This is a genomic window from Krasilnikovia cinnamomea, assembly GCF_004217545.1.
Taxonomy (GTDB): Bacteria; Actinomycetota; Actinomycetes; order Mycobacteriales; family Micromonosporaceae; genus Actinoplanes; species Actinoplanes cinnamomeus.
Map to the genome: position 1 here is coordinate 2,337,436 of NZ_SHKY01000001.1, position 24,001 is coordinate 2,361,436.

At 70.0% G+C, this 24,001-nt stretch carries 21 protein-coding genes, 1 tRNA gene and 2 pseudogenes; 9 read left to right on the plus strand and 15 right to left on the minus strand.

Annotated elements, in window-relative coordinates; all coding sequences use genetic code 11:
• Positions 1–86: 86 nt before the first annotated feature.
• Complete coding sequence (rsmI, locus tag EV385_RS10365; RefSeq protein WP_130509284.1) at positions 87–935, minus strand: 16S rRNA (cytidine(1402)-2'-O)-methyltransferase; 849 nt, start codon at positions 933–935, stop codon at positions 87–89.
• 74 nt (positions 936–1,009) lie between these two features.
• On the opposite strand from rsmI, the gene EV385_RS10370 reads away from it, so the two are divergent.
• The gene (locus EV385_RS10370) at positions 1,010–2,584 is read left to right on the plus strand and encodes a dolichyl-phosphate-mannose--protein mannosyltransferase (RefSeq protein WP_130509285.1); all 1,575 of its coding nucleotides are present in this window, start codon (positions 1,010–1,012) and stop codon (positions 2,582–2,584) included.
• 369 nt (positions 2,585–2,953) lie between these two features.
• Here EV385_RS10370 and EV385_RS10375 read toward each other — a convergent pair whose 3' ends face one another.
• From EV385_RS10375 to EV385_RS10385, 3 genes are all read right to left on the minus strand, one after another.
• On the minus strand, positions 2,954–4,183 hold the full coding sequence (locus EV385_RS10375; RefSeq protein ID WP_130509286.1) for a GAF domain-containing sensor histidine kinase: 1,230 nt from the start codon (positions 4,181–4,183) through the stop codon (positions 2,954–2,956).
• A gap of 111 nt (positions 4,184–4,294) precedes the next feature.
• A complete protein-coding gene (locus tag EV385_RS10380; RefSeq protein WP_130509287.1) occupies positions 4,295–4,660 on the minus strand; it encodes a VOC family protein in 366 nt (121 codons plus the stop codon).
• 104 nt (positions 4,661–4,764) lie between these two features.
• The gene (locus EV385_RS10385) at positions 4,765–5,154 is read right to left on the minus strand and encodes a VOC family protein (RefSeq protein WP_130509288.1); all 390 of its coding nucleotides are present in this window, start codon (positions 5,152–5,154) and stop codon (positions 4,765–4,767) included.
• 252 nt (positions 5,155–5,406) lie between these two features.
• Here EV385_RS10385 and EV385_RS10390 point away from each other — a divergent pair, with 252 nt between their 5' ends.
• Complete coding sequence (locus tag EV385_RS10390; protein ID WP_130509289.1) at positions 5,407–5,850, plus strand: SSI family serine proteinase inhibitor; 444 nt, start codon at positions 5,407–5,409, stop codon at positions 5,848–5,850.
• A gap of 53 nt (positions 5,851–5,903) precedes the next feature.
• The gene (locus tag EV385_RS10395; RefSeq protein WP_130509290.1) at positions 5,904–6,296 is read left to right on the plus strand and encodes a hypothetical protein; all 393 of its coding nucleotides are present in this window, start codon (positions 5,904–5,906) and stop codon (positions 6,294–6,296) included.
• A gap of 77 nt (positions 6,297–6,373) precedes the next feature.
• Here EV385_RS10395 and EV385_RS10400 read toward each other — a convergent pair whose 3' ends face one another.
• A complete protein-coding gene (locus tag EV385_RS10400) occupies positions 6,374–6,883 on the minus strand; it encodes an NUDIX hydrolase (RefSeq protein WP_130509291.1) in 510 nt (169 codons plus the stop codon).
• A gap of 1,140 nt (positions 6,884–8,023) precedes the next feature.
• On the opposite strand from EV385_RS10400, the gene EV385_RS10405 reads away from it, so the two are divergent.
• Together EV385_RS10405 and EV385_RS10410 are read left to right on the plus strand one after the other, a co-directional pair.
• Entirely contained in the window at positions 8,024–9,883 is a 1,860-nt protein-coding gene (locus tag EV385_RS10405; protein ID WP_165449437.1) for a sensor histidine kinase, read from the plus strand.
• 287 nt (positions 9,884–10,170) lie between these two features.
• Positions 10,171–10,815, plus strand: a pseudogene (locus tag EV385_RS10410) (ISL3 family transposase); the annotation flags it as partial.
• Between the two features lie 23 nt (positions 10,816–10,838).
• On the opposite strand, the gene EV385_RS10415 reads toward EV385_RS10410, so the two are convergent.
• Together EV385_RS10415 and EV385_RS10420 are read right to left on the minus strand one after the other, a co-directional pair.
• Complete coding sequence (locus EV385_RS10415; protein WP_130509293.1) at positions 10,839–11,516, minus strand: hypothetical protein; 678 nt, start codon at positions 11,514–11,516, stop codon at positions 10,839–10,841.
• 642 nt (positions 11,517–12,158) lie between these two features.
• Entirely contained in the window at positions 12,159–12,863 is a 705-nt protein-coding gene (locus EV385_RS10420) for a hypothetical protein (protein WP_130509294.1), read from the minus strand.
• Positions 12,864–13,089: 226 nt separating this feature from the next.
• Between EV385_RS10420 and EV385_RS10425 the strand changes: the two genes are divergently transcribed.
• Both EV385_RS10425 and EV385_RS36095 read left to right on the plus strand, forming a co-directional pair.
• Positions 13,090–13,293 (plus strand): hypothetical protein, encoded by a 204-nt coding sequence (locus EV385_RS10425; protein WP_130509295.1) that lies wholly within the window; start codon positions 13,090–13,092, stop codon positions 13,291–13,293.
• 69 nt (positions 13,294–13,362) lie between these two features.
• Positions 13,363–14,656, plus strand: a pseudogene (locus tag EV385_RS36095) (ISL3 family transposase).
• 344 nt (positions 14,657–15,000) lie between these two features.
• On the opposite strand, the gene EV385_RS10435 reads toward EV385_RS36095, so the two are convergent.
• Positions 15,001–15,387, minus strand: a complete 387-nt coding sequence (locus tag EV385_RS10435) for a hypothetical protein (RefSeq protein WP_130509296.1) — start codon at positions 15,385–15,387, stop codon at positions 15,001–15,003.
• 236 nt (positions 15,388–15,623) lie between these two features.
• Between EV385_RS10435 and EV385_RS10440 the strand changes: the two genes are divergently transcribed.
• Positions 15,624–16,526, plus strand: a complete 903-nt coding sequence (locus EV385_RS10440) for a tyrosine-type recombinase/integrase (protein ID WP_130509297.1) — start codon at positions 15,624–15,626, stop codon at positions 16,524–16,526.
• 75 nt (positions 16,527–16,601) lie between these two features.
• Here EV385_RS10440 and EV385_RS10445 read toward each other — a convergent pair.
• From EV385_RS10445 to EV385_RS10470, 6 genes are all read right to left on the minus strand, one after another.
• Positions 16,602–16,675 (minus strand) — tRNA-Ala (locus EV385_RS10445).
• A gap of 83 nt (positions 16,676–16,758) precedes the next feature.
• Positions 16,759–17,535, minus strand: coding sequence for a divisome protein SepX/GlpR (gene sepX, locus EV385_RS10450; protein ID WP_130509298.1), 777 nt, complete (start codon positions 17,533–17,535; stop codon positions 16,759–16,761).
• Between the two features lie 158 nt (positions 17,536–17,693).
• Positions 17,694–18,332, minus strand: a complete 639-nt coding sequence (locus tag EV385_RS10455) for a GNAT family N-acetyltransferase (RefSeq protein WP_130509299.1) — start codon at positions 18,330–18,332, stop codon at positions 17,694–17,696.
• Entirely contained in the window at positions 18,332–19,633 is a 1,302-nt protein-coding gene (locus EV385_RS10460; protein WP_130509300.1) for a molybdopterin molybdotransferase MoeA, read from the minus strand. Before EV385_RS10460 ends, EV385_RS10455 begins: the two co-directional genes overlap by 1 nt.
• Complete coding sequence (locus EV385_RS10465) at positions 19,630–20,544, minus strand: UTP--glucose-1-phosphate uridylyltransferase (protein ID WP_130509301.1); 915 nt, start codon at positions 20,542–20,544, stop codon at positions 19,630–19,632. The genes EV385_RS10460 and EV385_RS10465 overlap by 4 nt, the downstream gene beginning before the upstream one ends.
• Before the next feature lie 51 nt (positions 20,545–20,595).
• Positions 20,596–22,686 carry a sensor domain-containing diguanylate cyclase gene (locus EV385_RS10470; RefSeq protein WP_207229793.1) on the minus strand — a complete coding sequence of 697 codons (2,091 nt, stop codon included), beginning with the start codon at positions 22,684–22,686 and terminating at the stop codon, positions 20,596–20,598.
• Positions 22,687–22,764: 78 nt separating this feature from the next.
• Between EV385_RS10470 and EV385_RS10475 the strand changes: the two genes are divergently transcribed.
• Positions 22,765–23,451 (plus strand): 5-formyltetrahydrofolate cyclo-ligase, encoded by a 687-nt coding sequence (locus EV385_RS10475; protein WP_130509302.1) that lies wholly within the window; start codon positions 22,765–22,767, stop codon positions 23,449–23,451.
• 237 nt (positions 23,452–23,688) lie between these two features.
• On the opposite strand, the gene EV385_RS34980 is transcribed toward EV385_RS10475, so the two are convergent.
• Positions 23,689–23,928, minus strand: coding sequence for a hypothetical protein (locus tag EV385_RS34980; protein WP_242625385.1), 240 nt, complete (start codon positions 23,926–23,928; stop codon positions 23,689–23,691).
• Positions 23,929–24,001: the final 73 nt, after the last annotated feature.

Below are 24,001 nucleotides of genomic sequence, written 5' to 3' on the forward strand. Positions count from 1 at the left end.
CAGCGTGCGCAGTGCCGCCCCCGGGCATCGCACACCCCCGCGCGACGTGCACGGCGCCGCCTCGGCCCCCGACCCGGGACCGTCTGTCAGTCGGCGTGGATCAGGGCGTACACCTCGCGTTTGCGCAGGCCGTACTCATGGGCGACGGCCGCGATGGCGTCGCGGCGCGACGATCCCCCGGCCTCCCGCTCGGCGACCGCCGCGCGCAGGTCCGCGTCCGCGGGCCGGGCGGGCGGGGAAGCGCTCGCCCCGGCCACCACGACGGTGATCTCACCGCGGGGTTCCGCCTCGGCCGCCCACGCGGCCAGCTCGCCGAGGCCGCCGCGCCGGACCTGCTCGTACGTCTTGGTCAGCTCGCGGCAGACCGCGGCGGGCCGGTCCGACCCGAACGTGGCGGCGAGGTCGGCCAGGGCCCCGGTGATGCGGTGCGGAGCCTCGAAGAACACCAGGGTGCGCGGTTCGGCGGCCAGCTCACGCAGCCGGGACCGGCGCCCGGCGGGAGTGCGCGGCAGGAAGCCCTCGAAGACGAACCGGTCGCTGGGCAGGCCGGACAGCGCCAGCGCCGTGGTGACCGCGCTGGGACCGGGCGCCGCGGTGACCGGGAAGCCGGCGTCCAGGGCCGCGCGGACGAGCCGGTAACCGGGGTCGGAGACGCTCGGCATGCCGCCGTCGGTCACCACCGCGACGACCGCGCCGGAGCGCAGCGCGTCGACCAGTTCCGGGGTACGCCGCTCCTCGTTGCCCTCGAAGTACGAGACCACCCGCCCGGCCACGCCGACCCCGAGGTCGCGGGCCAGCCGGGCCAGGCGGCGGGTGTCCTCGGCGGCGACCACGTCCGCGGTCGCCAGGGTCTCCCGCAGCCGGGTGGACGCGTCGCCGATGTTGCCGAGCGGCGCGCCGACAAGCACGACGCGGCCGGTGTCTTCCTCCGTCACTCCGAAAGTGCACCACACGTCCGACGCGCGGCCTCCGGGCACCGTGTCGCGGGCGCGCGGCCTACGATCGCGGGGTGACTGCGGCGCCGACGGCTGAAACCGACATCGCGACCCCGGACGTGCCCGAGGCCGAGCCGGGCAGTGCCCGGCGCGTCCCCGATTCGGTACGGCGGCGGCTGGCGACGTTGGACGACTGGCTGAACCCGTACTCGTGGGTGGTCACGGCCGTGATCGTGGCGGTCGCCGCGATCCTGCGCCTGGCGGGCCTGAGTAGGCCGAAGGGTTACATCTTCGACGAGGTGTACTACCCGACCGATGCGTGGGACATGCTCCAGCACGGCGTCGAGTGGGACGAGAAGACCAACGGGCCCGCGTACGTGGTGCACCCGCCGTTGGGCAAGTGGCTGATCGCGCTGGGTGAGAAGGCGTTCGGGAACACCGAGCTGGGCTGGCGGTTCCCGGCCGCGATCGCGGGCACGTTGATGGTCCTGATCCTGATCCGGGTGGCGTACCGGTTGTTCCACTCGATCGTGCTGGCGGGCACGGCCGGGCTGCTGATGACGCTGGACGGCTTCCATCTGGTGCTGTCGCGCACGTCGCTGCTGGACATCTTCCTCGGCCTTTTCATCCTGGCCTCGTTCGCGGCGATGGTGCTGGATCGGGACGCGTACCGGCGGCGGTGGTTGCGGGCCCTGGAGGGCGGCTTCGACCCCGCAACGGCGCGGCGGCTGCCGTGGGCGGTGCCGTGGTGGCTGCTGGCGGCGGGGATCCTGTTCGGGCTGGCGTGCGGGGTGAAGTGGAGCGCGCTGTTCTTCGCGCCGTTCTTCGCGATGCTGGTGGTGGTCTGGCGAGTGGGTGCGCGCCGCTCCGCGGGGGTACGGCGTCCGTTCGCGGGTCTGATCGGCGATCTGGGCTGGCTGATCCTGAGCTTCACGTTGACCGTGATCTTCTACCTGGCCACCTGGACGGGCTGGTTCGTCACGAACACCGGATACTTCCGGCACTACCGGCAGGCGAACGGGCTGAGCGAGCCGCCGGTGCTGGGCGCGCTGCTCAACCTCCTGCACTACCACGTCGAGGCATACACGTTCCACAGCGGCCTGACGGACCGGCACGTGTACCAGTCCTGGCCCTGGCAGTGGCTGCTGCTCGGCCGTCCGGTGGCGTTCTACTGGAACGGCGACCCGCGGTGCGGCTCGCAGAGCTGCGCCGCCGAGATCCTGCTGCTGGGTACCCCGATCCTGTGGTGGTCGTTCCTGCCGGCCCTGGGTGCGCTGCTGTGGTTCGGCATCGCGCGCCGGGACTGGCGGGCGTTCGCGATCGGCACGGGCGTGGTCGCGGGGTTGCTGCCCTGGTTCTACTACGCGGTGGCCGACGGCCGGACGATGTTCGTGTTCTACGTGCTGCCCGCGCTGCCGTTCCTCATCCTGGCGGTGGTGTACGCGCTGGGGGCGATCATGACTCCGCCGTCCGGGATGGCGACCGGCGCGGCCCGAACGGACCGGCAGCTCGTGGGAACGATCATGGCCGGCGTGTACGTGCTGCTCGTGGCGCTCTGCTTCGCCTACTTCCACCCGATCTTCGTGGGTCAGTCCATTCCGTACGACTCGTGGTCGGCGCGGATGTGGCTGGGAAGCCGCTGGATCTGAGGGTCCACTGTCGGCGGAGGCCCATCGACCTCGACCGATGGGCCGTCGAGGATCCGTGGATGCCGCGCAGGTCGCGGAACCGCCGGTGCAAAGAGACGCGCGCCCCGATCGCCTGCCACGGGGGAAGCGGGCGATAGGGGCGCGCACGAAGAAGCTTAACGACACACGTAGACCGGCACAACGGGTGCCCGGCCCGCGTTGCGGAATCGTCACCCGGGAACTTCCCCGGGTCACGCGACGAAGTCACCTCGGACCATGGCGGCAGGGCCGAGCCCCCGGACCGCGAGCACCCCCGCCGGACCGCGACCCGCACCAGCCGGACCGCGAGCCGCCCCAGGCCGGGCCAAGAGCCCTGACGGCCCGCGAGCATCAGGCTACGAAGAGGTCGGCCTCCCGCTCGGCGAACGGGAACACCACATGCAGGGAGGTGCCGTCGCCCGGCCGGTCGGAGAGCGCGACCGTGGCGTGGTGCGCGTCCAGGATCCGCTTCGCTACCGCCAGGCCGTGGTCCGGCCCGGGCAGGTCTGTCGGATTCGCGATCGCGCCGTAGAACAGGTGCGGGAACAGGTCCGGCCGCATGCCGTCGGGCAGATCCATGTCATCCATGCGTACGGTCGGGCCCGACTCCACCTCCGTGCCGACGCGGACCCGGCCGCCGGGCGGGGTGTACTTCACCGCCGCGAAGAGCAGATGGGTGAGGACCTGCTCCAGCCGTACGGGGTCGGCGACGATCGGCAGGTTGACACCGTCGGACTGGTCGAGCATCCCGATGTGCTTGGTGGCCGCGATCGGCCGGACCGCCTCGACCGCCCGCCTGGTCAGCTGGGTGAGGTCGATCTGCCGCATGTGCAGGCTTTCGTTCTCGGTGCCCACCTGCGCCAGCGTGGTCAGGTGCTCCAGCAGGTCGGTGAACCCGCGGACGTGGGCGGATGTGGCCCGGGCCACGAGATCGGCCAGCTCCGGATCGTGGCGCCCGGTACGCCCGAGCTCCGCCAGGTGCTCGCCCATGAGGCGCATCGGCGCCCGGAGCGGCCCGCAAACGAGGTTGGCGATGTCGTCCTTGCGGCGCTCCAGTTCCTGCAGCCGGGCCGTGGTGCTGGCGAGCGCTATCGCGTAGCGGCGCAGCTCCAGTTGGCCGGTGACCTGCCGGGCGAGGGCGAGCAGCGCGGCCCTCTGGTCGTCGTCGAGCCCGCGTGGCTCGGCGTCGAAGACGCACAGGGCGCCCACCGCGAAGCCCTCGGTGGTGATCAGCGGGGCGGCCGCGAAGAAGCGGATCCCGTCCCCGGCGCGGACGGCCGGATTGTCGGCGAACCGGGGATCCTTGCGAGTGTCCGGGACGATCAGCAGGTCGTGACCGAGGATCGCGTGGGCACAGAACGACAGGTCCCGGGACATGTCGGCGAGCTCGGCACCGACCTGCGCCTTGAACCACTGCCGGTCGGCGTCGACCAGACAGACCAGCGCCATCGGTACGTCGCACACGGACGCGGTCAACGCCACGATGTCGTCGAAGTCCTTCTCCGGCGCGCTGTCGAGGACACCGAGCCCGTAGAGCGCGGCTAGCCGGTCCGCTTCGTTGGCGGGAAGTGGGGCTTGCATGGGTCACCTCCATCGGCAGACCCAAGACATACCATCGGAAAGTAGCAGTATTCGCAGTTCGCTCCGGATTCGCGGTCCACGGGTGGGGTGTCGATGGCCCGGCCGCCCGGGTCATTCCGGCAGGTGACAGACGGCCTCGACGTTGTTGCCGTCGGCGTCGAAGACGAACGCGCCGTAGTAGTTCGCGTGGTAGTGCGGCCGCAGACCCGGCGGGCCGTTGTCCACGCCGCCCGCACCCAGCGCGGCGGCGTGAAAGGCGTCGACCGTGGCGCGATCGGACGCCGTGAAGGCCACATGCACCCGGTGCGACGGCTCCCGCACCGCGAGCCAGAAGAACGGGCGGGCGGGCTCGGCCCCGAAGCCGAGCGCCTCACCGGCGTCGACCACCACCCGGACTCCGAGGGGTGCCAGCGCCCGCTCGTAGAACAACCGGCTCGCGCCGAGGTCGTGGACCCCCAGCACTACATGGTCGATCATCGATCTGCTCCCATCGCCTCGGCGTCAACGACCCGGTCCAGCCCTGGCCGCACCGTCTCACGACCGTATAGCCGAGCTACGACATCGGCTGCCCGTCTGGTCGGTCACGCTTCCGGGTCGACGTACAGGCAGAAGGGATGTCCGGCGGGGTCCAGCAGGACCCGTACCGTCTCCTGGGGTTGATGATCGGCCAGCCGCGCACCGGCCCGCACCGCCGCCGCGACCGCCACCTCCAGGTCCGGCACCTCGATGTCGAGGTGCAGCATCATCTGCTGCCGCCCGGGTTGCGCCGGCCACACGGGCGGCTCGTAGTCCGTGGCCTGCTGGAATGCGAAGTACTCCACATGCTCGCCCATGGGCGCGATGCCGACGAAGTTGCCCTCTTCCTTGACGATCTTCCAGTCCATGAGGTCGGCGTAGAAGCGCGCGAGGGCAAGGGGGTCGGGGGCATCGAGGACAACGCCCCACCAGTGCTTCGAGGTACGTCCAAGCATGTGAGCACTCTGCCCCAGTTTGCCGGTGACCGCATGCCGCGCCGAACGGCCCGGGTGATCGAGTCCATGTGAAGTTCCCTTGAACCCACCCCTGGCCCGCACTGCGGACGCGCGCCCATGACATTAAAAAGTCGCATTGTATTGACGATTATAAACTGGTCAAGTTGACGCTTTCCCCGGAAAAGCCTTAGCGTATGGGCGATCCAATCAAGCGATTCGCGGGCGCGCCCTCCACAAGAAGGATGCGTCCCGATGAGCCGCGCCTTCCACAAGGAGGAAATCGTGGTCCCCATTCACCACATCGGGATTCTCGCCACCAGCCTGTCCACCACGGCCGCACTGCTCGCCCCCGGCACCCCCGCCGCCGCGGCGCCGACGGCCCCCGCATCCGACAGCACGCTGGTGCTCGCCGTGCTACCCGCCGACCACAGCGGTGTCCCTCCCCGGCTGGCCACGCTCGAGTGCGACCCGGACGGCGGCACCCACGCCACCGCAGGCTCGGCCTGCGACGATCTGCGCTCGGTCGACGGCGACATCGCCGCACTGGCCGACGAGGGCGGCATCTGCACCCGGGAGTATCAGCCGGTGACGGCCATCGCGGCCGGCCTGTGGGAGGGGAATCCCGTCGCCTACCGCGAGACTTTCTCGAACCGCTGCGTCCTGCTGCACGCCACGGGCGACGTATTCGATTTCTGATCCATCCCGCCCGATCGAATTCACGCGCAGAAGAGGACATTGCAATGAAGCAGTTGTTCCGCGCCCTGGCCGTTGCGTGCGCCATGGCGACCGCCTTGATCGCCGCCAACCCGGCGGCAGCCGCATCGGTGGCCTGGACCGAATCCATCTCGATCACCCAGACGGGCGGGTTCATCGGCCGTACCGAATTCTTCTCGGTGGATACCACCACCCGGGACGAGCGCGCGGCCCAGGCGCTGAGCCTGGCCGCCACCCCCCAGTACCGCACGTTGGCGCCGTTCTACCTGCCGTCGAACCCGTGCTGCGACCGCCACCGCTACGAGGTCGTCACCCACTACAGCGACGGCACGAACAAGACGGTCGTGACGATGGACGGTGTTCCCGGCACGCCGCCGATCCTGTTGGAGGTCATCGACCTCGTGACGAACGTCGGCACTCCGGAGTAAGCAAGATCCACGGCCCGCAGGCTCCTTGCCTGCGGGCCGCCCGCATACCTCCCTCTGAGGCGGCGAGCCCCCGGGAGCTACAGCGCGTCGGGTTGCCCGAGCGCGGGGTGCCGTTCGCCGGGCTGGACGTGCCAGGCGGGGCCGTCAGGGTCCCGGGTGGTGTCGATCCGCAGGCGGGCCCAGTCGTCGAGTTCCGGCAGGTCGTCCAGCGCGAACCAGCCGACCTCCAGCGACTCGTCGCCATCGGTGCGCGGCGCGCCGCCGACGGCCCGGCACCGGAACCACACGTTCAGGTACTCACAGATGTCGCCGTTGGGGTAGACCACCGGGTGCGTGGCGACGCCGCCGACCCGCTCGATCTCGACGTGGACGCCGGTCTCCTCGAACACCTCGCGAATGACCGTGTCCGACGGCTGCTCGCCCGGATCGATGATGCCGGCGGGCAGGGACCAACGGCCGTTGTCGCTGCGCCGGGCGAGCAGCAGATGCCCGGCGGCGTTGTGCACGACGGCGCTGACCCCGGGCAGGAGCAGCAGGTCGTGACCGACGTGAGCGCGCAGACGGGCAATGTATGGCGAGACGGGCATCGGCCCACCCTAAGCCGCCGGGCATCCCACCGACGGCAGTCTGGGAAGGTACGGGCGATGTCTGCTTCGGACCATGCCGCAGGCGGCTACCCCTTCCGGCGAGACGGTTGACCGCCGCAAGCGACACAGGCGGGTTCACGAGCCGGTCGTCTCCGTCATCGCCGGGTCCGGCCACGCCCGTCGAACGACGCCTAGCCGGCAACCTGAATGTTGTCCGGACCCAGCACCCCGGCGCAGGTGGGATCACCAGGGGTGATGGCGCACGCCTCGGCTTCGTCGGCCGGCGCGACGACCTCCACCGATGGTGACGTCACCAGCTCCGCGACGACCGACTGGGAGGGCGACGGAGCCGTGCCAGAGCCGCTTCCCGCCGCCCCACGATCGTCGGGACCGCACGCCGCGAGAGCCGCCGCAGCGGCTACCGCGACGCACAGCAGCGCAAGTCGGCGAATCGGCATGGCAGATTCATCGGCCGAATCATCCAGTTCTTGAGCCCGAGCCACAGGCCCCGGAGGCATCCGCGAGAGGTGGCTTGGGACCCGAGTTCAAATGCAGCCTGCAGAGCGCTTCCGTCAGGACGCCCCGCCCCAACGCGCGGCGGTGTCCTCCCGGCCATCGGTTGGGCGGGTTGGATGCGCCGCTCCGGGCCGCCAGCGACATCATCGGGCCAGCGACGCACGCCCCGCCTCTGGATGGCTTCCAGAATCAGACATCTAACCCAACTCCCAAAGCCACCAAAACATCCGATACCAGACAGTACGCTGGCCCCACGGCGCATCCCGGTGCCGCTGGTTAGGACGGGTGCGCTCAGGAGGGATGCCCTTCGGCACGTCTCCGGCCGGATGATCTGGGGCCGTCATGAGGTACTGGAATTCGATCGCCCGCACCGGCGGGTTCGCGCTGCTCCACCTAACCGCTGTTGTGGCTGGTCAGGCGCAAGTTCTACAGCTCCATGATCTGGTCATCGGGTGGGCTGCCCCCGGCGTGGCGGCGGTGTGGTTCTGCGCCCAGCGGCGGGCTCCCACCCGATGGGTCGACGCCACTGCCTTGTTTGCCACCACCGTGCTCGGTGCCGCCGTCATCGGCACCCGGCTGCCCGCCGCGATCGCCCTCGCGACCGCCTCCGCGGTCCTGGCCTGGGTGTTCCTCATCATGATGGGCCGGTTGAGGCCCCATCTGTGGGGAGCCGGTGGCGTCGAACGCCTGCGCACGCTGCAGGATCTGTGGGGACTGCTCGGCGCAGCGATCGTGGCGGCCGCGGCCGGGTCGGTCTCCGCGATGGCCGGCGTCTGGGTGGCTACGGGGGCGCACCACTGGTTACTGCTGACCGTGACGTTCACCCGCAGTGTGAGCAGCATCGTGGTCGTCCTCCCGCTCGCCGTGTGCCTTGGTCACGCGGTGACTTGCTACCGGCAGCAGCGGGGGAGCCTCTCCGGCTGGGCGTCGGCCATCGTTGCTGCGCTGGCGCGTACGCCTCGGCGGCGGCTCGGAGAGTACGTAATCGTGGCGGTCTGCACCACGACGATGTATGCGGTGGTCTCCTTCCCCGGCCGGACGCTGCCGTTGACCTATCTGCTGATGGCGGTAGCGGTGTGGGCGGGGGCGCGGCTAAGTACCGGATACGTCGCCTTCAGCAATCTGGTGCAGGCGACGGTGGCGATGGTGTTGACCATGCACGGTCTAGGGCCGTTCTCCACTGTCCAAACCCTCGAACTCCGGGCGATGGTGGGGCACGGTTTCGTTCTCGTGGCTGCCGTTGTGGGGTTGGCGCTGGCTCTCAGCCGCGACGAGGCGGCAGCGCTGTCGCGTTCGCTGCGCGCGGAGCAAGCCGCGCTGGCCGTGGAGAGGGATCGGCATGCCCGGCGCGCCAGGCTGATGAGCGCCATCGTGGACAGCATGGCTGACGGTCTGCTCGTGATCGACCAACGCGACCGCGTCCTGCTGCACAACCCGGCCGCTCGGACCCTGATGGGCGTCCAGTTCGAGAGGGAAGCTCGCGTCGACACCGCCTCATGGGGTGTCGCCGACATCGACGGCACGCCGATCACCCAAGAGGAGGTGGCCCATGCCCGGGCGTTGGCGGGCGAGCAGGCACTCGAAAGGGATGTGCTGGTGCGCAACGCGACGGTGCCCGAGGGACGAGTCCTCCACGTCAGAGCCACGGCGCTGCACCTCAACCCCGCCGAGGTCCAGGCCGTGCTGCTCTTTCATGACGTAACCGCCGAACGGCGGCAGCGCGATGAGCTGGCCACGTTCGCCGGCGTCGTCGCCCACGACCTGCTCAACCCGCTGACCACCATCGAAGGCTGGTCCGAAGCGTGCCAGGACATCCTCGCCGGGCTACCCGACCAGCCGGACGTCACCCAGGCCCGATCAGCAGTTGCCCGGGTCAACAACACCGCGCAACGCATGCGGCTCCTGATCCAAGACCTGCTCGCCTACACCACTGCCAGAAACTCCGAGATCACCGCCGAAGAGGTTGACCTCGCCGCCCTCGCCCGCGACGTGGCCGCCGCCCGCATCGACACGGCCACCGCCTCGAACGCGCTGGTGCCGCGGTTCGACATCGGCGACCTTGTCCCGGTCCTCGCCGATCGGGTGCTGGTCCGTCAGCTCCTGGACAACCTGGTCAGCAATGCCGTCAAGTACACGGCACCGGGCACCACCCCGGAAGTCTCCGTCAGAACGGTCCGCGAGGAAGGCACCGTCACCGTCACGCTCACCGACAACGGCATCGGGATTCCGGCCGGGCAGCACCTCGCCATCTTCCAGCGATTCCATCGCGCCCATGCCACGGCCGGCTACTCCGGCACCGGCCTCGGGTTGTCCATCTGCTCACGCATCGTTGAACGCCACGGCGGCACCATCCACGTCGAAGACAACCCCACCGGCGGCTCCCGGTTCGTCTTCACCCTGCCCGCCACGCCAACCGAAACCCTGGCGACACCCGAGCAATCACGCACACCGCCCGCGGCCCGCAGCCCCAACCCCCAGACCTGAACATCAGACCTGCGCCGTCTGGTAGTGCCGCTCGCAACGGCACCCAGAATCGGACAACTAACGGAGAAAGGCCGGCGCAAAATCGCGGCTAGCCTTCTGATGACCTGCGGTTTTGTGGGTGGAGCTGAGGGGATTTGAACCCCATAGACCGACCATGGGCGCATCCTCCGGCGCGCACACCCTGACCTGGCGTCGCGTGTCAGCGGTTAGCGTCGGTTGTCACCGCCTATCACTGGTCATCTGGGCCGGATCTGGGCCGGATGATCTTCAAATACGACACCCCAGGCGAGGTGCGGTTCGTCGCGATCGACATGTGCACGATCTTCAAGTCCGCGGTCCGGGAGGCGTTGCCGCACGCCGTCCTCGTCGTCGATCACTTCCACGTGGTGCAACTCGCGCATCAGGCGCTCAACGAGGTCCGCCGTCGGGTCACCGTGCAGGTCCGCGGCCGTCGGGGCCGTGCCGGGGACCGGGAATGGGACCTGCGTAACCGGCTGACCCGCTCCGCCCGGCGGATGCACGGCGAACGCGTCGACAGACTCTGCGACGACCTGGCCCGGCTACCCGCCGCCATCAGCACGTCGGTCCTGGCCGCGTGGAACGCCAAGGAGGACCTGCTCGACCTACTCGCGATCGCCCGCACCCGCCCTGACCGGGAACACGTCACCCGGCTGCTGCACCACTTCTACCAGCGTTGCGCAGACTCCGACCTGCCCGAACTCATCCGCCTCGCGACCACGATCGAGACCTGGTGGCCACCCATCCTCGTGTTCCTGCACACCGGTATCCCCAACGCCGGCTCCGAGGGCACCAACCGAGTCATCAAAACCGTCGCCCGCGACGCCTACGGCTTCCGAAACCCGGTCAACCAACGCCTACGAACACGCTGCGCGACCACCCGGAAAAGCCGCGGACACCTCAACCCCGCTTAACCTCGAAGAGCCATTTTCAGCCGCTATGGCACGCTCACCATGCCGGCATCAACCCATTCGTGCGTGTTGCCTTTGGCGATTAGGTATCGGTTGCGACGCGCGCCGTCGGTGAGAAGCCCCAATGCGTGCCATCCGGCCTCCTCGGGACCGTGCTTGGCCATGTTCTCGACGGTGATCGACGGCAGGGCGGCGAACTGGAGACCGTCACCCGGGGCGCGGGCCGCTACGTGCTGCCCATCCAGGGTTCTCGCGTGCGCCTGCTCGGCCATTCGTACGAACGTCTCGGCGACGGCGGCGCGGGCGCGGACGGTCTCGGTTGCCACCGCGGCGCGGCCCCGGAGGTCGGAGGCGAACAGGTGAGCCACACCAAGAACCGCCGCCGCGGTCACGATGGCGGCTCCCCACAGAAGAATGTGCTGGTTCGCCGGGTCTTCCGCAGACCACCATGTTCGTACCGCCGCCCACGCCCCAGTGACCATCACGCCTAAGCCGACGGACCACCACTTGGTCGCCGCGGTGGCGCCGGCCTCGATAAGGGCCACACTGTCCGGCGGACCTTTGAAGGCGGCCACAAAACCGCCCGCGTGGGCCAAGTCACCCTCTTCGGGCAGCAGATTGAGGTCTCTGAGAAGCTGCTGGGCTGGAGGTGAAATGTCATCGCCGCTAATGGCACGAGACGGCACGCTGACAGGATTTTTCATCTATTTCCCCACGTCAGGAGTGTTTGAGGGTGGTGTCGTCTCGAAGCACTGATTCGCTGGGCCGCGATCAACACCATGGTCCCGCTGCCTCGACCGCGGCAAACCCGATACCCGACAACGCTGCCGGTACGCCACCACGCCCGAGTAACACCACTCTCAAACACTTACTCAGATATATGTGCTCAAGACGTCCCTTGCCAGACTATCTGGTCCGTGCCCCCGCCGAAGCAGTAAGGAAGAAACACCCGGCCTCGATGACCTGAGAGGCCGGTCCGGGAGGTTACGTCCGTTTCGGGTTGAGGGCGAAGAGGCCGGGTTCTGTCTCGGTCAGTATTTGCCGGTTGACCAGGCAGCCGTCCATCTGGCACACGGTTGGCGCGGCAGGCGGTGCGGATGCTGCATGCCGAGCGCTGGGGTCCTCTTGCTCAGCGCACCGGCCCGCTCATCGCCCGGTGCCGATGCCCGGTGCCCGGTGTTTGTTGCGTGCCGGACTCGTCTTGAGCAATCTCGACTCGATGGCAAACGCGCAGGGTTGCAGCAGGAGCCGAATGATCAATAGAGCGAGTGCCTGCTCGCCGAGGTCGCGCGTTCGTGATCCAGCCGATTACGATCGTCCCCGCTTGGCTGGCATGGCGGGTCGAGTCAGGCGACTGGTTGCAGGGTGCGGGCGTATGCCTCGGCGAACTTGCTGCGGGTGGCAAGGTGGCCTATCGCCTCGACTGAGAACGCGGCGAGGCCGCGTGTTGCGAGCCATGTCGGGGTTATCCGGAACAGGTCGAACTCGACATGTGCGTTCATGGCGACGTGCTCGACGCTTCCCTCACCGCAGTCAGTGCTTGATTCCAACGCGAGCCGCGTGAGCCCGACCCTGTGCCGCTCGGTCAGGGAGACGTCGGAATCCAGTACGGTTCCTTCGAATAGGTAGGTCATGCTTCGTCCGTTGCGGGAGAACATGGGGCTTTCGATGGAGTGCCACCGGGCATACTCCTGGCCCCGCTCGTCGTAGGCGCGTCCTTCGACGAGATAGTCGTGCGTCGAGTCGTAGCTCACGGTGAAGATCGCGAAGCGGTTTGGGCTTGCCTGTGGCCGTCCTTGTAGTCCCCATGCCAGCTTGACGTCCTGCAGCCAGACCCCGACCACGACCGAGCGTGGGTCGAGGAGCCGCCGGGCCAGGGCCGAGTGCTTTGGGGTCCAGATCATCAGCCATTCCACGAGTCCCACGACTACGGCGATGACCGATGCGGCCAGTAGCTTTCCGCCGCTGGAATCGCCCCACAAGGTGGAGACGGTGACGCCGGTGGCGACCGTGAAGACGGTGACGAATGCGCGGAATAGGACTTGCAACATGTACCCTCCTCGGCAGGCTGGTTGGTCACAGCAGTCGGACGGCGTCCGTCATGGGTTGAGTTGGTCGAAGGCGAGTCCGCTGTTGCCTGGGCCGCTACCGACGCTCTTGCGTCGTCCCAGCCAGAGCACCGTGCGGCCGTTCGCGCTCCGGGCGTCGTAGAGATTATCCTGGTGAACGCCCACCTTTTCGCCCGGGTTTGCCCGGTTCTATGGAGGTCAGGTAGCGGTGAAACTGTCCGACGTTCTCTCCGACGCCGCCCCCTGGGCTGTGGCCGTGGTGCTCCTCGGCGGCCTCGGCATCGCCTTCATCGTGCTTGCCGACGCCAAGCACGCGAAGGCTCTCGGTATCGAGAAAAGCGAGCACCTGCCCGCTACAACTCGGATCTTCGAAGTTGAGCGGGGGTCGCGGTTGGAGCGGACCCGAGCGTGAAGGGCTCGCAGCACATCGGTGATCATCTGAGTGTCCAAATCGGATGGTCACAAGTGAAGAGCTGCGAGCATGGTCAACGATACGACCCGGCTGCTGGGCCTGGATGGCCTGGTCGCCGAGCGGGTCGAGCTGGACGCCGCCGGCGTCCCGGTGGTGCACCTATCCACGAGCTGTGAGCAGGCACGATGCTGTCCGCAGTGCGGGCAGCGAGCGGTGCGGGTGAAGCAGTGGGCCACGACCCGACCGCGGGATCTGCCGGTCGCCGGCTGGCCGGTGCGGCTGCGCTGGCGTAAGCGGCGCTGGTACTGCCCGACCCTGTCGTGCCCGCGCAGGTCGTTCACCGAGCAGGTCACGCAGGTCCCGGCCCGGGCCCGGTTGATCACCCGGCTGCGGCAGGCGGCCGGCGCAGCAGTCGCCGACGGCGGCCGCACGATCGTGCAGTCCGCCCGCGACCACGGGATCTCGTGGCCGGTCGTCGCTGACGCTGCTGCGGTGCGGCCGGACGAGCCCGAGCCCGTCGCCGTGCTCGGCATCGACGAGGTCCGCCGGGGCAAGCCGCACTGGATCTTCGACCAGCTCGTGGACGGTCACCGCGGATCGCTGGCACGTCGGATTCTGCGATCTGTCCGGCGGGCAGGGCCTGCTCGCCTAGGTCGAAGGCCGTAGCACTGCCGCGGTCACGGGCTGGCTGACCGCTCGCTCACCGGCCTGGCGAGAGCAGGTCCGGGCCGTGGCGATCGACATGTGCACCGTGTTCAAGGCCGCGATCCGGCAGGTCCTACCGCACGCGTTGCTGGTCGTCGATCACTTCCACGTCGTGCAGCTGGCCAACCGGGCCGTCACCGAGGTCCGCCGCCGGGTCACGCTGACCCAGCGTGGGCGCCGTGGCCGCGGCAGTGATCCCGAGTGGCGGATGCGTAACCGGTTGACCCGCTCCGCCGCCCGGATGCGCGGCAAGCACGTCGACCGTCTGGTCGACACCCTCCAGGGCCTACCCGCCACGATCGGTGCCCCGATCCTGACCGCGTGGAACGCGAAAGAAGACCTCCTCGACCTGCTCTCCACCGCCCGAACCCGACCCGACCGAGAACGCGTCCACCGGCTCCTGCACCGCTTCTACGCCCGCTGCGCCGCCTCTGACCTGCCCGAACTACACCGGCTCGCCACCACGATCGAGACCTGGTGGCCGCAGATCCACGCGTTCCTGACCACCGGCATCACCAACGCCGGATCAGAAGGCACCAACCGCGTCATCAAGACAGTCGCCCGCGACGCCTACGGATTCCGCAACCCGGAGAATCAACGCCTCCGCACCCGCACAGCCACGACCCGCCGCCACCGCGGACACCTCAACCCCGCTTAACTTCGAAGAGCCGCGTAACGGAGCCACAGGGCCGGCGAAAGAACGGATCGATCGACCGTCCCCACTGATCGCCGCTGATTGGCGAGATGCACTCTCATCGGCAGATCCGGACTTCGCCGGGTCGGCTTACGTGACTGAGTGTAGTCGGCCGTACCCGTCAGCTCGACCGCGAGCTCGCTACTGACTCGCAGATGTCGATGGCTCTGTGTACTCGGTGGCGTGCGTGGCTCTGCACTCCAAGCCGTACCCCGACAGACGGTCAAGATCCGCGATGGACAGGGTGCCTCGCTCAGCGCGCCCCGATGTGCCCGGCCTTGCCGTCTTGCGCCCACTGCCGACTCCCCTCACATCAGGGTTCCCTCAGACAGATACTCCGAGGCCAGATGTAGGCAAGCGGCCCCGCTGGGCGCGATCGGCTGGGTGTCTAGCAGGCGACGCATCGCCTCCGGGGTGAAGCTGTACTCCTCCGCATCCACGTCACCTTCGTCGTTCTGATCGACCATCCCATCGAAGATCGCGTCGAACACATCGGAGTCAAAGACCGCAAGCGTCAAGACATCACCGACATAGTTGAGCGAATCAATTCCGACGCCCAAGCAGTAGACGCGTATTCTGCCGTCGCGTCGCGCTGCGTCGAGCGAGCGAAACGGCTCCTCGCTGGCGTAGTCGATCGGCGGGCCATCACCGTCATGTTCGGGGTTGCCGAGAAATTCCTCACTGTACTCCCGCATGACATTTCGCCACAGGTCAAAGTCCGGCGAATTTGGCGCCGGGAGAACCGACGCTGGCTGGAAAACGCCTGTGGGGAACACGCTAAGCATCCCGCCCGCAATAGCGACCTTAGCGGCATTGCGCCTAAGCATGTAGAACGTCGATCCTGCTCTACTTGCCCGAACGGTTAGAGTGCTTACCGAGATCATCAATGGATACGCCGCAAGCTCAAATGGATCGCGAATGAGCCTCCTAAATGGGAGCCGTTCCCACGCCACGCGATCCGGATGTCCTGGAATGGATCACCAACCTGATCGCCGCCCAGGTTGCTCAGTCGTCGCTCAAGACCTACTTCGACGTGCTGAACGTGATCATGAATGCCGCCGTCGTCGACAAGGTCATCCCCGACAACCCGTGCAAGGCGGTGCGTCTCTCCGCGATCCTGCGCGGGTTCTCCCGGGCACCGAAATGGGTGCCGACAACCGGGGAGGCGGCGGCGCTGTTCGAGGTCGTCCCGCCCCGGTTCAAGGCCGCCATCTGGCTCGGCGCGGGCGAAGGCATGCGGCTCGGCGAGGTGCTCGGCACGGAGAACGGCCCGCGCTGCGTCGATCCTGCCCGGCAGGAGGTCCATGTCGTGCAGCAGCTGCGGTTCCACAAGCAGGCGTACGGCGGGTTCTACCTCGCGCCGCCGAAGTCCGGCTCGGTCGGTGACGTCGATCTGGACGAGGCGGTCGCGGCGGCCGTGGCCGAGCACGTCCAGCGGTTCCCGCCGGTCGCCGTCGACCTGCCGGACATCACGCGCGGCACACCCGATTTCGGCAAGCCGGCCACACGCCGCCTGGTCGAGCTGCTGTTCACCGACGATCTCGGACGGCCGATCCACGATCAGGCATGGTCAAAGCTCTGGGCACAGTGGCGGGCCGCCGCCAAGTGGCCGCAGGCGGGCACGTTCCACTCGCTGCGGCACTACTTCGCCACCGAGCTGATCGCGGCCAACGTCGACCCGACTGACGTGCAGAACGCCTTGCGGCACTCCAGCTTGCGAATCACGTTGGAGACCTACGTGCACTGGTGGCCGAAGCGGGACCGTCGTCGCAACATCATCAGCGCGGCTCTGCGGGCCGCAGCTGCGGGACGGAATGGGTCGGCGGCTGCCTGACCTAGTCACAATCTGGGCCGGATCTGGGCCTAACGATCTCTGGTCAGCATTTCCGCAGCTCAATGCGTGTGTGGGTGGAGCTGAGGGGATTTGAACCCCTGACCCCCTCGATGCGAACGAGGTGCGCTACCGGTCTGCGCCACAGCCCCTTGGCCCGTAGGACCGCAGCAAGGCTAACAGGTTCCCCGCCCGGCTCGCGAACCACCCCACCCGGCGCGCCGCACCCCATCGATCAGGCCGAGAACCCGGACCCCCGCCCACCCGCCTCGTACGCCCGCCCGCGCAGCCCACCGGTCCGCCGGTACGACACCGAACCCCCGTTGACCGCCGCCGGAAGATCGGACGGATCGCGGTCCAAGCCCATCGCGGCGCGCCGCACGGCCTCCCGCTGGGCGGCGAGGCGGCGCTGCGCCTCCCGTCGCGCGGCGGCCCGGCGCGCCTGTTCCCGCCGTACCTCGGCCTGCCGGGCGGCAAGCCAGGCCGCCTCGCGGGCCTCGCCGCGGCGACGACGCCGGTCGGCGATGGCCCGGTTGCGCAGGTGCACCAGGTACATCCCGAGCAGGGTGCCGGTGACCGCGAAGCCGATCCAGAAGCCGGGGCCAACGGCGAGGACGCCGACCAGCTCGATGATGTTCAGCAGCAGCAACGCGGCGAAGACCCGGCGGCGGCGGATGACCGCGGGGGTGTGCCGTGGCGCGCGCACGGGCCGCGCGGCGCGGCGCTGGGCCGCCAGCTTCGCTGGCCGTACGCTGCGGCGCGGGGCCACCAGCTTCAGGGGGCGCGATTCACTCGCCGGGGGCGTGACCGTAACCGTGAACTGGCGCGGCGGGTTGACCGGTCGGCGTCCGGGCACGGTACGGCGTCGACGGCGGCGCGAAAGCACCCGAGCCGTCGACGACGCCCGCTCCGCCACCAGGCGCTCGGTCGCGTCGTACCGGCGTACGAGTGCCGGTGCGAGCGCGAGCAGCCCGGCCGCGGCGAGGACGGCGAGGAGCACCGAGGTCGGCACCCTCACCCCTTCCGTCAGCCGAAGCGGTCCAGGGTCGGCCCGAGCTCAGGCACGACCAGGCACCGCATGTCCCCATCGCCCCGAGGTTACGGGCGGGAGCTGCGGAAATTCGCGCGGCGCGCCGGGCGCGCCACGCAGAGTTGATCATCGGTGGTCGGCTATGTGACAGCGCGGAGTCTGCGCCAGCGGGCCAGCAGACCGCCCTCGGCGACGACCTCCTCGCTCGTCATGGCGTACCCGAGGTGGTCGCGCCAGGCGCCGTCGATGTGCATGTAGCGCTGGTGGTACGCCTCCTCGCGGAAACCGAGCTTCTCCACGACCCGCCGGCTGGGCGCGTTCTCGGGCCGAATGTTGATCTCGACGCGGTGCAGCTGCCCCGGGCCGAAGGCGTGGTCGACCGCGAGCGCCAGCGCGGTCGGGATGATGCCGCGGCCCGCCACCCGCGCGTCGACCCAATACCCCACGTACGCGGAACTGAAGGCCCGGCGCACGATGTTGCCGAGGTTCAGGTGGCCGACCAGCCGCTCGCGGCCCTGGTCGTCGCGCAGGCAGACCGCGAACGGCATGCTGTCGCCGCGCCGGGCGGCCCGCTTCATGTCGCGGTAGACGAAGGCGTACGCCCGGGTGGAGTTCATCTCGGCCCACGGCCCGGGCGGCGAGGACTCCCACGGGGCGAGCCACTGCTGGTTGGCGATCCGGACCTCGGACCACGCCCGGCCGTCGCCGCGCCGGTACGGCCGCAGCAGCACCGGCCCGTCCGCCAGGACGGCTGGCCATCCGGGCGGGTACCCCAGCATCATCGCCTCCGGTCGAGCAGCAGCACGTCGACGGTCGACCCGGCCGCCGCCGAGGTGACCCGCTCACCGAGAACCAGCAGGCCGTTGGCTTCGGCGAGGCCCGAGAGAGTGTACGGCCCACCGGCGAGGGGCTGCACCGTGTAGCCACCGCCGCGCCGCTCCGCGACGTGGGCGGGACGGAACTCGCGCAGGCCGCCCGGCGACGACACGGTCTCCAGCAGGTGTGCTTTGACGCTCGGCCGGAACACCGGCTCGGCACCGGCGAGGATCTGGATCACCGGGCGGGCCAGCACCTCGAAGCCGATCAGCGCCGCGCCGGGCTCGCCGGGCAGGCAGACCACGGGCACCTCCTCGCCGCCGACCGTGCCGAAGCCGAGCGCGGTGCCGGGGCACAGCGCCACGTCGGTGAACTCGACGGCGCCGCGGCCGGGGTCGCGCCGCGCCAGCACCCGGCGCAGCATGTCGCCCGGGCCCGTGCCGGTGCCGCCGGTGGTGATGATCAGGTCGGCGCGCAGGGTCTGGTCCTCGAGCAGCCCGCGCAGCCCTTCCGGGTCGTCGTCACAGATCCCGATGCGGTACGCCAGGGCCCCCGCCTCGACCGCGGCCGCGGTCAGCGCGTGCGAGTTGGCGTCGACCACCTGTCCGGGCTGGCTCGGGCGGCCCACGTCGACCAGTTCGTCGCCGGTCGCCACGACCACCACCCGCGGGCTGGGCCGGACCACCACGTGCCCGATGCCGGCCGCGGCGAAGACCGCCACCATCGGCGGGGTCACGTACGCGCCGCTGGGGGCGAGCAGGCGGCCCACGGGCAGCTCGTCGCCCGCCCGCCGGACCCCGGAGCCGCGCTTCGGGGCGTGCAGGATCTCGACGGTGGCCATGCCCTGGTCGGTCCAGTGCACGGGCACGACGACGTCCGCGCCGACCGGCAGGGGGGCGCCGGCCGCCACCGAGAAACAGGTGCCGGGGGTCAGGCGTACGGGCCGCCAGCTCGCCGCACCCAGGTCGCCGACCACGTTGAGACGAACCGAGCGAGGACCACCCTCGGACGCGGGGTGCGAGCCGATCCGCCCGGCGGCGGCAAGGTCCTCCCAGCGAGCCGCGTACCCGTCGATCGCCGCCTGGTCGAAGGCGGGGTACGGGTGTGGTGCGTACACGTCGCCGGCGAGGACGTTGCCGTGCGCCTGGGTGAGGTCGAGGTCGAGCGGGGGCAGCGCCCGCAACCTGCGCAGCACCCTGCCCAGGTACTCGGCGAGCGGCATCAACTCGTTGGCGGCCGCCTCGGCATCGGCCGTCGCGGTCATCCCTGCGCACCCCCGGCGACGAAGTCGGTGAGCCACTGCCGGAACTCGGGCCCCAGGTCGGGCCGCTTCACGGCGAGCTGCACGACGGCCTGCAGGTACCCCAGCGGCATGCCGGTGTCGTAGCGGTGGCCGCGGTAGACGATGCCGTGCACCGGCGTACCCTCGGCCAGCAGTGCGGCCATCGCATCGGTCAGCTGGATCTCGCCGCCGCTGCCGGGCTTGGTGTTCTGGATCGCCTCGAAGATCGCCGCGGGCAGGATGTAGCGCCCCAGTACGGCGAGGTTGCTCGGGGCATGCGCCGGTGCGGGCTTCTCGACCAGCCCGGTGACCTCCACGATGTCCTCGCCGAACTCGCTGGGCCGCACCGAGGCGATGCCGTAGCGGGAGGTCTCCTCCGGCTTGACCTCCATGAAGGCCAGCACGATGCCGCCGGTGCGGGCCTGCAGGTCCAGCATTGCCGGCAGCAGCGGCTGCTCCTGCTCGACGAACTCGTCGCCGAGCAGCACCGCGAACGCGTTGTCCCCCACGTGCGAGGCCGCGGTGCCCACGGCGTGTCCGAGCCCGAGGGGCTCGCCCTGGCGGCAGGTGTAGATGTCGGCGAGTTCGCTGGTCCGGCGCACGGCGGCGAGCCGTTCGGCGTCGCCCTTCTCCTCCAGGCGCGCCTCGACGTCGGGGCGCCGGTCGAAGTGGTCGACCATCGATGTCTTGCCACGACCGGTCACCAGCAGCACGTCGGTGATGCCCGCGGCCGCCGCCTCCTCCACGATGTACTGCAGCACGGGACGGTCGACGACCGGGAGCAGTTCCTTCGGTACGGCCTTGGTCGCCGGCAGGAACCGGGTCGCCAGACCGGCTGCCGGAATGACGGCCTTCACCGCCCGGCGGCCGTTCTCGTGCGCGTTCGTGGTCATCTCTTCAGTCCCCCCACACTTCGCTTGGATAGTGCCCGGACATTGGCGAGACTATCGGCCACGGTTCTGCCGCGGCGTCTGCGGGCCACCCGGGCGGGTGGTGGCGCGATCATCCGCGCAGCGTGGCCGGCCTGGGGAAACCCCGGGCGCGGCCATCCGGTACCGGTCGCGCCCGGCGTTCTTGGCCGCGTACAGGGCGTCGTCGGCGGCGTCGAGCACCTCCTGCGCGGTCCCGCCGTGGTCGGGATAGACCGCGATGCCGATCGAGACGCTGACCGGGATGCGGTCCACCGGGTCCTCGTCGGCGGCGTCGGCGCGGCGCCGGTCTATCGGTACGGGGATGTCGCGGATCGCCGCGCCGAGACGTTCGGCGACGGTGGCCGCGCCGAACCCGTCGGTCTCCGGCAGCAGCACGACGAACTCCTCCCCGCCCTGCCGGAAAGCCACGTCGACCTCGCGCAGCCCGAGCCGGATGCGCCGGGCGAACTCCCCCAGCACCGTATCCCCCGCGGCATGCCCGTACGTGTCGTTGACGTTCTTGAAGTGATCCAGGTCGAGGACCAGTATGGCCAGCATGCGCCCGAACCGGCTGGCCCGCTCCACCTCGCGGCGCAGCGACTCACGCAGGTACCGGTAGTTCCACAGCCCGGTCAGCGGGTCGGTGAGGGAGAGCCGCTGCGCCTCCTCGTGCACGCGTACGTTGTGCACCGCGACCCCGGCCTGCCCCGCGAACGTCCGCAGCGTCATCAGGTCGGCGTCGTCGAACTCGTCCATGCCGAGCCGGTCATAGAGGGCGAGCACCCCCAGCACGACCGGCGCGGCCGAGCCGGTGGCCTCGCCTGGCACCAGGGGATCCCCGACGGTCGGCGGCGCGCAGATGGGCACCGCGACGTACGTGCGGCACGGGGGTTCCCCACCCGGGTGCGATCCACGCTGGGCCACGCCCGTGGCGGCCACGGTGCCGAGCACTCCCTCGCCGAGCGGCACCCGCAGGCCGGGCAGTTCGGTCTCCGGGACGTCCCAGCGTCCGCTCAGGCCCTCGGCGCAGCGCGCCACCAGAACGTGATCGGCCGGGTCGATGAGCAGCACGACGCCGCCCCGGGCCCCGGTCGCGGACAGCGCGGTCTGCAGGATGACCCGCAGGATCCGGTGCACGTCGTGGGTGCTGGACAGGGTGTCGCCGAGGATCGCCAGGTGCCCGCGCAGCTGGTCGCGGCTGGCGGTCAGTGCCTGCACGTAGGTCCGCAGCTCGCGGGTCATCCGGTTGAACGTGCTGGCCAGCCGACCGAGTTCGTCGTGGCGTAGCACCGGGACGCGGGTGTCCAGTTCGCCGTCCGCGACCCGGCCGGCGGCCCACACCAGGTCGGCCAGCGGCCGGGTGGTGGAGCGGGCCAGCCACCGCGCCACCAGGACCGCGACGGCGGCCACGGCGAGGTCGGCGCCGATGAGCAGGGCGTACAGGCCGGTCGGGCCGCCGCCGGGCACGGAGACGGCCAGGGGCAGCGGCTGGCCGGGGGCGAGGGCGATCCGGCGTACGAACCGGTCGCCGTCGGTGGTGCGCCGGACCTGGCCGTCTCCGTGCCCGGCGGAGGGCAGCCCGGCGGCGAGCGCGGCGACGTGCGACCGGGCGTACGGGGGCTCGGTGCTTTCCGTGGGTGCGGCCCCGGCGCCGTCGCCGGAGAGCAGGGTGACCTCGGCGCCGCTGGAGGCGGCGAGCCGGTCCACGAACGCCGCGTCGAGCACCTGCCCGGCGGCGACCGTGACGCCGGGCGCCTGGGCTCGGGCGGCGATGGCGGCCACCCCGACGTCGGCGGGGTCGGCGCAGTCCCGCCAGTGCGCGGGTGGAGCGCTTCCGGTCCGGCCGATGGTGATCTCGGCGGCCAGGCCACGGGCGATGAGCTGGTCCGCCGCCAGCCGCCGGTCAGCCGTCGGCAGCACGGCGACCGCGTCGGCGACCGCCTGCAGTTGGCGGCACACGGCGCCGATCGCGGTGCGCACCGTGGTGGCGGCATGATCGAGCCGTTCGACGGCGCGATCGCGGCGCACGGTGGCCACGGTCATGCCGACGAACACCGAGCCCAGCAGAACCGGGCCGAGCACCACCACCAGGAAGGCGGTCGTGAGCCGCCCACGTAGCGTCACACGTCCTCCTGGAGGTGGCCCTGTTCGAGCGATGCTGACATAGTGTGCACCGTTTGCCCGTTTCGAGGAGGTGGTTGAATGCCTGATTTCGCCCTTGGAGCGGAAAGATCTCGGTCTCAGAAGCTTGCGCTGCGTAGAAAGCTGCTGCAGGCCCGCGGATCGCTGACCACGGAGGCCCGCGAACGGGCCGCGGCGGCGCTCCAGGCGGAACTGCTTTCCCTGGTACGGCGGCTGCCGGTGCCTGGGCGGCCGCCGGTCGATGCAGAACCCGCTTCGGCACGGCGACGGCCGCCGGTGACCATCAGCGCGTATGTGCCGATCGGGGCCGAGCCCGGCGGCCCCGACCTGCCGGAGGCACTGGCCCGGGCGCTGCAGCCGGACGCCGAGCTGCTGCTCCCGGTCCTCCTGGAGGACGGCGACCTGGACTGGGCCCGGTACACCGGGCCGGACTCGCTGCGCCCGGGGCCGCGCGGGCTGCGGGAGCCGACCGGTCCGCGGCAGGGCGTGACCGCGATCACGGCCGCCGATCTGGTCGTCGTCCCCGCCCTCGCGGTCGACCGGGCGGGACGGCGGCTCGGTCGCGGTGGCGGCTCGTACGACCGCGCGCTCGCCCGCGTGACGCCCGCGACCTTGACCGTGGCACTGCTGCACGACGGCGAGCTGATGGCGGAGGTACCGGCCGAGGCGCACGATCGACGGGTGCGCGCGGCCATCAGTCCCGGCAGGGGCCTGACCCTCATGGCGGGCGAGGAGTGGACGAAATAAGCTCCGATGGCGCAGCATTGGCACTCGGTGACGGCGAGTGCCAGCGCCGAGTGAGTTTGGCTGTCGAGAACGCGGAGGATCCGTGCCCACGTACCAGTACGCCTGCACCGAGTGTGGCGAGCAGCTCGAGGCGGTGCAGTCCTTCTCCGACCCGGCGCTGACCGAGTGCCCGGCGTGCCAGGGCCGCCTGCGCAAGGTCTTCAACTCCGTCGGAATCGTCTTCAAGGGGTCGGGCTTCTACCGCAACGACTCCCGCTCCGGCAACGGTGGATCCGGGAAGCCGACCACCTCCTCCGAGCCGAAGCCGGAGGCCGCGAAGTCGGACACGTCGAAGTCCGACGCCGCGAAGCCCAGCAGCGATTCGAGCACGTCCTCGAAGACGTCCGCCTCGTCGGCAAGCTCGTCCTCCAGCACCAGCGCACCGGCCGCCGCCTCCGCCTGAGTCGAGCGGCACGGCCGCCACCACATCCCGGTCACCCATGTCTCCACCTAAGCGGCCGGACGGCACCACCCGCCCGTTATCCACATCGCCGCGTTGTCCACAGGCCGC

Coding starts and splice junctions, on each gene's coding strand:
- EV385_RS10390 (WP_130509289.1), top strand. CDS start 5,407: ATGAGCCGCGCCTTCCACAAGGAGGAAATCGTGGTCCCCATTCACCAC.
- EV385_RS10420 (WP_130509294.1), bottom strand. CDS start 12,863: ATGTTGCAAGTCCTATTCCGCGCATTCGTCACCGTCTTCACGGTCGCC.
- EV385_RS10435 (WP_130509296.1), bottom strand. CDS start 15,387: ATGCGGGAGTACAGTGAGGAATTTCTCGGCAACCCCGAACATGACGGT.
- EV385_RS10475 (WP_130509302.1), top strand. CDS start 22,765: ATGCCTGATTTCGCCCTTGGAGCGGAAAGATCTCGGTCTCAGAAGCTT.
- EV385_RS10465 (WP_130509301.1), bottom strand. CDS start 20,544: ATGACCACGAACGCGCACGAGAACGGCCGCCGGGCGGTGAAGGCCGTC.
- EV385_RS10440 (WP_130509297.1), top strand. CDS start 15,624: ATGGGAGCCGTTCCCACGCCACGCGATCCGGATGTCCTGGAATGGATC.
- EV385_RS10385 (WP_130509288.1), bottom strand. CDS start 5,154: ATGCTTGGACGTACCTCGAAGCACTGGTGGGGCGTTGTCCTCGATGCC.
- EV385_RS10415 (WP_130509293.1), bottom strand. CDS start 11,516: ATGAAAAATCCTGTCAGCGTGCCGTCTCGTGCCATTAGCGGCGATGAC.
- EV385_RS10375 (WP_130509286.1), bottom strand. CDS start 4,183: ATGCAAGCCCCACTTCCCGCCAACGAAGCGGACCGGCTAGCCGCGCTC.
- EV385_RS10400 (WP_130509291.1), bottom strand. CDS start 6,883: ATGCCCGTCTCGCCATACATTGCCCGTCTGCGCGCTCACGTCGGTCAC.
- EV385_RS10380 (WP_130509287.1), bottom strand. CDS start 4,660: ATGATCGACCATGTAGTGCTGGGGGTCCACGACCTCGGCGCGAGCCGG.
- EV385_RS10455 (WP_130509299.1), bottom strand. CDS start 18,332: ATGCTGGGGTACCCGCCCGGATGGCCAGCCGTCCTGGCGGACGGGCCG.
- EV385_RS10460 (WP_130509300.1), bottom strand. CDS start 19,633: ATGACCGCGACGGCCGATGCCGAGGCGGCCGCCAACGAGTTGATGCCG.